At 48.6% G+C, this 4,642-nt stretch carries 10 protein-coding genes; 4 read left to right on the top strand and 6 right to left on the bottom strand.

Annotated features, from left to right (window positions below):
- Positions 1-31: 31 nt before the first annotated feature.
- From B9T16_RS25970 to B9T16_RS25960, 3 genes are all read right to left on the bottom strand, one after another.
- Entirely contained in the window at positions 32-304 is a 273-nt protein-coding gene (locus tag B9T16_RS25970) for a tetratricopeptide repeat protein (RefSeq protein WP_231852059.1), read from the bottom strand.
- 203 nt (positions 305-507) lie between these two features.
- A complete protein-coding gene (locus tag B9T16_RS25965) occupies positions 508-852 on the bottom strand; it encodes a hypothetical protein (RefSeq protein WP_410246112.1) in 345 nt (114 codons plus the stop codon).
- Between the two features lie 104 nt (positions 853-956).
- On the bottom strand, positions 957-1,226 hold the full coding sequence (locus B9T16_RS25960; RefSeq protein ID WP_014277567.1) for a hypothetical protein: 270 nt from the start codon (positions 1,224-1,226) through the stop codon (positions 957-959).
- Positions 1,227-1,502: 276 nt separating this feature from the next.
- Here B9T16_RS25960 and B9T16_RS25955 point away from each other — a divergent pair, with 276 nt between their 5' ends.
- Positions 1,503-1,631 carry a hypothetical protein gene (locus B9T16_RS25955; RefSeq protein WP_286131290.1) on the top strand — a complete coding sequence of 43 codons (129 nt, stop codon included), beginning with the start codon at positions 1,503-1,505 and terminating at the stop codon, positions 1,629-1,631.
- Here the strand turns inward: B9T16_RS25955 and B9T16_RS25950 are convergent.
- The gene (locus B9T16_RS25950) at positions 1,606-1,746 is read right to left on the bottom strand and encodes a hypothetical protein (RefSeq protein ID WP_158307584.1); all 141 of its coding nucleotides are present in this window, start codon (positions 1,744-1,746) and stop codon (positions 1,606-1,608) included. The two genes, B9T16_RS25955 and B9T16_RS25950, sit on opposite strands and share 26 nt — an antisense overlap.
- A gap of 89 nt (positions 1,747-1,835) precedes the next feature.
- Between B9T16_RS25950 and B9T16_RS25945 the strand changes: the two genes are divergently transcribed.
- The 3 genes from B9T16_RS25945 to B9T16_RS25935 all read left to right on the top strand — a co-directional run bounded on the left by B9T16_RS25945 (position 1,836) and on the right by B9T16_RS25935 (position 2,788).
- On the top strand, positions 1,836-2,003 hold the full coding sequence (locus B9T16_RS25945; RefSeq protein WP_158307583.1) for a hypothetical protein: 168 nt from the start codon (positions 1,836-1,838) through the stop codon (positions 2,001-2,003).
- A gap of 330 nt (positions 2,004-2,333) precedes the next feature.
- The gene (locus tag B9T16_RS25940) at positions 2,334-2,579 is read left to right on the top strand and encodes a type II toxin-antitoxin system HicB family antitoxin (protein ID WP_006616355.1); all 246 of its coding nucleotides are present in this window, start codon (positions 2,334-2,336) and stop codon (positions 2,577-2,579) included.
- Positions 2,522-2,788, top strand: a complete 267-nt coding sequence (locus B9T16_RS25935) for a type II toxin-antitoxin system HicA family toxin (RefSeq protein WP_315642775.1) — start codon at positions 2,522-2,524, stop codon at positions 2,786-2,788. Before B9T16_RS25940 ends, B9T16_RS25935 begins: the two co-directional genes overlap by 58 nt.
- A 253-nt stretch (positions 2,789-3,041) precedes the next feature.
- Here B9T16_RS25935 and B9T16_RS25930 read toward each other — a convergent pair whose 3' ends face one another.
- Both B9T16_RS25930 and B9T16_RS25925 read right to left on the bottom strand, forming a co-directional pair.
- On the bottom strand, positions 3,042-3,965 hold the full coding sequence (locus B9T16_RS25930) for an SGNH/GDSL hydrolase family protein (RefSeq protein WP_006616353.1): 924 nt from the start codon (positions 3,963-3,965) through the stop codon (positions 3,042-3,044).
- A gap of 128 nt (positions 3,966-4,093) precedes the next feature.
- Positions 4,094-4,258, bottom strand: a complete 165-nt coding sequence (locus B9T16_RS25925; protein WP_006622250.1) for a hypothetical protein — start codon at positions 4,256-4,258, stop codon at positions 4,094-4,096.
- Positions 4,259-4,642 lie beyond the last annotated feature (384 nt).

Genomic DNA, 4,642 nt, shown 5'->3' with positions numbered 1-4,642 from the left:
TACCCTTTCAGAAGTGCGATCGCGTACTCTCTCAGAAGTGCGATCGCGTAGCGTGTCCGTAGTGCGTATCGCGTAGCCTCGGAGATAGCCAAGCTGAGTTCGGATTAATTTTCAAGCCTTCAGAATAACAAGTAACAGCCTCTTCTAAATTGCCCTGCTTAACCAAAGCATCCCCTAACCCATGATAAGCCCAAGCAAAATGGGGGTTAATATCTATTACCTGGTGATCAAGCGCGATCGCCTCATCCAACTTCCCAGACCGTTTCAACTGATTCGCCTGTCTCAGCAACTCACCCGCACTCATTCCCTCACCACTCCTCATAACTAGCTTACCAACACACCCACCCCCTGACATATCCCAGCATTATACCCTATCACGAGACTGATGCAACTTGACAAACATCTACCGAGCGATTCTCGGAAGTGCGTTCGCGCAGCGTGCCCGCCAGAAGTATCGCCTACTCTCTCGGAAGTGCGTTCGCGCAGCGTGCCCGCCAGAAGTATCGCCTACCCTTTCAGAAGTGCGTTCGCGCAGCGTGCCCGCCAGAAGTATCGCCTACATTCTCGGAAGCGCGTTCCCGTAGCCTCGGAGTGCGACGTATTGCCTAGAGTCTCAGAAGTGCGATCGCACCCCCGATTATACAGGCAAGATGCCTGGGCTACACTATGAGCGATCGCGCAGCACGTCTCGCCGGAGATTCGGTTTACCGGAATAATAAAGTGTTCGGTTATCCGTGATTGACAGATTTTAATTTTTATGATATAAGCCAGAAGTGGCAGGGGGAAATATCTGGTGCGATCGCGTAGCGCGATCGCAATTCTGATGGGGGCATGAGGGCTGGGGGTTGACACGATGGGTGCGTTCGCGTAGCGTGCGCGTAGCGCAATCGCTCTCGATTATACAGGCAAGATGCCCCGAAAACGAGCCATAATTGGTGAGCAAATCAAAGCCTCAATCACCCATCAAATGGCGATCGCCCACCATGCCCAACATTCCTTTGACCACCGTGAAATTTGAGTGATTTTATGGGGCGAAGCGAGAGTGAAAATCCGCCCAACAACTTGGCAATGCCACCAGAATTTTGAGATTTTTTGGTCTCCTTACCTGGGGATGATAGAGCCGCCAAAAATGCCGGAGAAATCCGAAACAACTTGGCGAGTTGGGGAACCCCAATCGCCCCTGATGATTTGCTGATGGCCGCGCGAGCCATTGTCAATAATTTCATATTGGTCACTCACAATACCAGAGAATTTGAGCCGGTATCCGAGTTGAGAAGAGAAGATGGGGAAGTTTAGCTCGAATACCGAGGGCGGCGATCACATAATACCTAGAGCGATCGGCATTCGGTTTGCCGGAATAAAGTATGCGGTTATCCGTACTTGACAAGTGTAGTTAATTGTGAATTGATGAAAATCCTTGGCAAGAATGTTCTCCTTGGGTATAATCGCTGGGTGAATACAACCCGTCTATATAGACTTGATTCTGGGGAGTCAGGGATTTAGTGAGGGGTAATCAACTGCTGCCGAGCCGTAAGCTAGAAGAGGCGGTGGATGGTTTTCAAAAAGCGATCGCCATCCCCATTTCCCTGGATTTCAGTAATCGTGCTAGGGTAGTGGTAGGCTGGCTGTGATGTAATGCGATCGCACCTTGCCACCTCCCCCTGCTGTTAAAGAATTTATTGAGACCTCAACCGGAATTATATCACCCGTCAAAGCGATCGCCAACCTCCGAGTCCCAGCCCACATCCCCCGTTACTCCCCCCATAAGCGGGTATATTAGCAGAAGTGGCGATCGTCCCAGCCCTCAATCGGTATAAATCCGGTTCCGCCAAGGATTGCGACCCTCCCAATTATACAGGCAAGATGCCCGGAAAAGGTGCGATCGCGCTTCTGTGGGGACGGCTGCACCCGGCGCATCACATCAAACACCTTCCGCGTCGTGTCCGGACGCCGGAATGCGATCGCCACAACGGGTGTCGTCAGCAATTCCGATGGAGCCATGAGCGCTGGGGGTTGACACGATGGGAGCGACGCTCTCGATTCTACTGGACCGACACACCTTAAACGGTGGGTTACGGCGGATTGCTATATTGCCTCACCGCCTGGGTTTCAGCCGCCTAACCCACCCTACACGAAAGCACATTTTTAGCCGTGTCGGTCCACTACAGGCAAGATGCCTGTGCTACGCGAAGAGCGATCGCACCTATCTCGTTTGCCCCGATCGCCACTCATTCAAAGCATTGACTAAAAGCAGCTACAAGTGCTAAAATTAGGCGTTATAAAAACTGGAAAATATTCGAGACGACTCAACCCAAAAGGAGAATCTCCAAACAATGCTTTATAAAGTTCCTTTGCTGCTCTCCCCCCAACCCGAAGGGGGATTTACTGTGACCTCCCCACTCTTGCCAGAACTTCTGACCGAGGGCGACACCGCCGAGGAAGCCCTCGCCAACGTTCAGGATGCCCTGGCTGCCGTGGTCGAGATTTATGAGGATTTGGGTCGAACTTTACCCCCAAATTTATGTGTTGCCGATGCCGATCATTCTGTGTGGCTAGAAACTTTAGTCGTGAGTTCATGAAGTATCGCGAAGTGGCCCGAAAACTGAAAGCATTGGGTTGTCAAGAATTGCCCCGGCGCGGGGGTGGCTCTCACCGAAAGTGGTTGAATCCCAACACAGGGCAAGCTTCGGCGTTACCGGATTGGGGAAGTCGCGATCTCAAAATTGGAACTCTACGGTCTGCACTGCGACAACTGGGAATTGATTGGGATGTTTTCAACAACACTTAATCAAAGCAATTAATCGCCTCGCATTGACAACAACCTTCATCGACCCCTCAATTTATAAATCCCATGACTTCCTTTCTGTCGGTGTAATTGATAACCCAATTTGCTGATGACCCGGTTTTTTCAAAAAACCGGGTTTCTCGAAACAAGCGATCGCGCGCGTCGGAGTCCGACGTATCGTCCGCTCAAATGAGGATGATGGAGAAACCTGAGAGCAACCCCCATCGACGAACAGCGGCGATCGCACTCTTAACTATCAATTAAGTTGCTCAAGTAATAATTCATTTACGAGTTGATTACCTTGGGGACTGAGATGGATGTGGTCACGGTAGAGACTCGGGGGGTCGGGGTGGCGGTTGAAGGGTGTAAGCAAATCGATAAATTTAATATTTTCCTGTTGGGTAAGGGATTGCAGACGTGAGCGTGCTTTAAGTTCGTAGTCCTTGGGTCCAGGCTGACCGATTTCCCGTAGCAGGGGAGTCATCAGCAGTAGGAATTGAGCCCCCTGTTGAAGAGCGATCGCATTTAGCTCTCTAATCATATCTAGGTTATAAGCCACCACATCCTGGGGACGTGGGCGAGAAGGTGGAGGGATAGGCTGATCGCGTCCTAAATAGCGGTTAAACAGTTCCAACAAGGCTAAAGGAGGTTTTTGGTCTGGATAGTTGCGATCGCGTCCGACAATGTGAGGATTAGGGATTCTAGCAAACAAATCATCGGTATTGAGTAGCAAAACTAAGCTCTGAGAACCAAATAAACCGAACTTCTGAACATAAGCCAATTGATTCGGGGGTCCCCAGGAATTAGCAGAAACATTGAGAACCTCCACCTGTTTGACTGGTAGTTGGGATTGAAGCTGTTGTGTCATCATGGCAGAAATCGTGTCATCCTGATCAGTCCACCATCCACCATTAGCAATAGAATCTCCTAACAACATGATCCGGAGAGTGTTATCTTCTGGTGTAGGGGCGATCGCATGAGAACGCATAGAATATTGATTAATCTCAATCCGGTTGCCAAATCGTCTGCTACTCTGATCACCAGCCAATAAATAGCCGATCTCCTCATCAGATACATAAATCAAAGGATTGCCAAAACCAAAAAAAACCCGTAACCCTAGTTCCAAAAGAGCGATCGCTCCCAGAACCCCAACTATCACTATCACCAGAATTTTGACCATCTCAGCCTCAAATTAGTCCCCGCGTGCAGAATTTGCTTAGTCAATTCTTTGAGTATCACAAGGATATAGCGAATCCACAAAAGTTACCAAGCATTGTAAAGTCTCAACAAGAATCTAGTCATATATAGTCAGATTTGACCAATATAGACATGAATTTCCGGCTCTGGACAATCGGCGATCGCACTTTCGCAGTTCGTGACTACTAACCCGAACAACCCGTAGTTACTGTCCAGAGTCCGCTCCAACTCCTCCGTTTCTCCCTCTAGCACCGCCTGGGAAAGTTTCGTCGGCAAATATAATTATTTATCAATTTCCGTCAAACAATTTACGCAAATTCTCAGCCCAAATATTCCCCGAATACAGAATCCTCCCATCTACCGCGATCGCATCATCGCCATCACTAGGTCATTATGTTAACTTTTGTAACAAAAAATTAAGTTTTGTTGCGAAAAAATTTTTTTTTGGGGGGGTGGGGTTGCCTTTTGGGGGGGTCTGCGCTATACTTTAAATAATGGGAATAGTCGAATTTTTTTTATTTGTGCATATATTCTCATTATGAAACAATATGTCAATATCCTATCATGAGTTCCCGGCTGTTGTCAACCCTCACCCGTTGTCTATAATGAATAAAACGATATTTTTGAGGGTTCCCAATTATGGCAGATTACCATATAGAA

It is taken from the genome of Arthrospira sp. PCC 8006, assembly GCF_046480465.1.
Lineage (GTDB): Bacteria > Cyanobacteriota > Cyanobacteriia > Cyanobacteriales > Microcoleaceae > Limnospira > Limnospira platensis.
This window is presented reverse-complemented; position numbering and strand designations above follow the sequence as displayed.